Source organism: Vibrio makurazakiensis (assembly GCF_050337375.1).
Classification (GTDB): Bacteria; Pseudomonadota; Gammaproteobacteria; order Enterobacterales; family Vibrionaceae; genus Vibrio; species Vibrio makurazakiensis.
Window position 1 is genome coordinate 1 of sequence record NZ_JAKJSW010000385.1, and the last position, 2,263, is coordinate 2,263.

Genomic DNA, 2,263 nt, shown 5'->3' on the forward strand with positions numbered 1-2,263 from the left:
CACTAAAATAGTGTAGTCTTAACTAAACCCATTAGATCTTGAACCTTGAGCTTTCATAACTGTTTTCCTCTAGTGCATCACGGACTAACCGCAACTCCCTAGCCACAGATTCTGAATAATGACAGAGTTCTAGGATTCTATCTAAATCCCCTCCGTTACCTTCCAGCCACTCGATTTCTACCAAAGTATTATTGTGGGACTTTAGTAAAACTTCCGCTCTTAGCAGTAATTCGCCATCAGATAGGAATGGGTTACGGTATTGATTTTTTGCAATAAAAGCCATGTGGCCTCCTTAGTTGAGTTAATGAACCTAATTTTTAATAAACATTTGCCTTTTAAGGCAATTGTTTGACTTAAGGTTTCGTTACTCACCAAGACCGCAAAAGCATAGTATTATATAATCTATTCTATTACAAACACTTAGCTCGATTATCTAACCAATTTTTAGTTAAAAAGTAATGACGCAATCAAAACGATGCATATTACGTCACTACTACCAACTATTTTCGTTGTTCCTTGTCAATCATATCAATAAAAGCTTTTAGTTGTTCATCAAGCTTGAGAGTATCATTTGGTTTAAACAAAACACCAGTAGCTTGCGGTAAGACAGGGTACTCCCCAGTAAGTGTATGTCTAGGCGCTACCATTCTTATAGAACTATGTTTGCGATTGTGTGCAAAAAGAACGACTAAAAGTTTAATCGGAGACACCCCTAAAGACATACCTTCTCCAATTTGATGAATGTTGAAAAGGTACTTCTGAGTTAGCTCAACCATGTCGAACTTTTTAATAGTTTCAGAATCTTTATATTTAGCATCCAAAACGATTGTAACTGGCTTATTCCATCTTTTTGACGATATTTTCATTATGAAGTCAGGACAATAATGATGTTTGCCATAACGTTTTGTACTACGGCTATCACTAGTATCTACTAAATCACCCACAGCACTCATGTCACTCATCGGATAAATCTTAGGCTCATAAAACAGTTCAATATCAAGAGTATCGTTTCCATAACAAAGAAGGTTGTTCACTTCGCCATATGGCCGTTCCTTTTCAAAACCTCCAAAAGGGTAATTCTCGCCATGCATCCTATAGGATTGACCTACATGTTGTACATTTAAACACCTCTTCAACGATTCGTGTAACATTAATAATGAAGCGATTTCATATACGATAGACAGATTTTTTAAACCAAGAAGAACCTTATTTCCTTCAAAGCTCGGTGCCGCTGAAGTGTTACATTGTTCTATAAGTCGAAACGTTTTGTGATAGTGTTGATTCTTAGAAACATAGGATGTCAACTTTGGTTGAATTCCAGGAACAATTTTGGACGGAATACATTTATTGAATGCATGCCTTAGTTGTTCTATAGACGACAAAATTTGTTCCAATTGGCGAGTCTTGTGAGACATAGCCAATTTAGTGAACTTCTCCATTGTATGGTCAAACCGTACATACTCACTATCCGAGTAAACCGGCTTAGCATTTACGATTATTTTTGAGTAAGTGTCCCTTAAWTCGACAAGAAATAAACTAATATTATATAGGAAAGTATGGATAACTCTGTTTTCATATACATCGCTGTCTTGAACGATATTTTCTTTAGGGAGTGTATCTAATCGATAGCTACGATTATTATAAAGTAAGTTTGAATCTTCATGGCTCGCAGGTGATACCTTATCTAAATTAGTCAGTACCCAATGGACTGAATCTGGACCTGTCGGTTGCCCACGATCGGAAAGTATCATTTCAGGCTTCCAAGTATGGTTATGCTCCCTAATAAATAGTGGTAAATTATCAGAGAGATAAGCTACAGCCTTTTCAATAATATCTAATCGTGTAAAGTTAAAAGATTCGCTGTTATTATGAGAACCGGCTATTTTACTCCTTGAGAAACATATAGATACAGCATCTTCCATATTCTCAGTTATATAATTCWACATCTCACTGGCGAGTTGTGCATTTTCTACTCTAGCAAGTATGTTGATAGTAACGGACTTCAAAAAAGACTCATCATCCTCAAATGCTAAACCAAGTTCACTCTCGCCAAAAAAGTTATAAAAATATTTAGATGAATGATGCCCTAGGGGCTCACTTGAGATAAATATGCGATTATTTCCAGAGTTATAATGAAATTTCATTTCCACAGGCACATCACCTACAATCACGTATGGTGCACCAAATGCCTTGAACGAATCCTCATCAATAGTAACTTGAAATTGAATGCTATCTGTCTCTTTTATCGAGATGTCATCATGTT

At 36.1% G+C, this 2,263-nt stretch carries 2 protein-coding genes; both read right to left on the bottom strand.

Annotated elements, in window-relative coordinates:
* Positions 1-31 precede the first annotated feature (31 nt).
* A complete protein-coding gene (locus L4C33_RS21680) occupies positions 32-283 on the bottom strand; it encodes a hypothetical protein (protein ID WP_428814457.1) in 252 nt (83 codons plus the stop codon).
* Between the two features lie 217 nt (positions 284-500).
* A partial coding sequence (locus tag L4C33_RS21685) for a hypothetical protein (RefSeq protein WP_428814458.1) occupies positions 501-2,263 on the bottom strand: 1,763 nt, incomplete at its 5' end.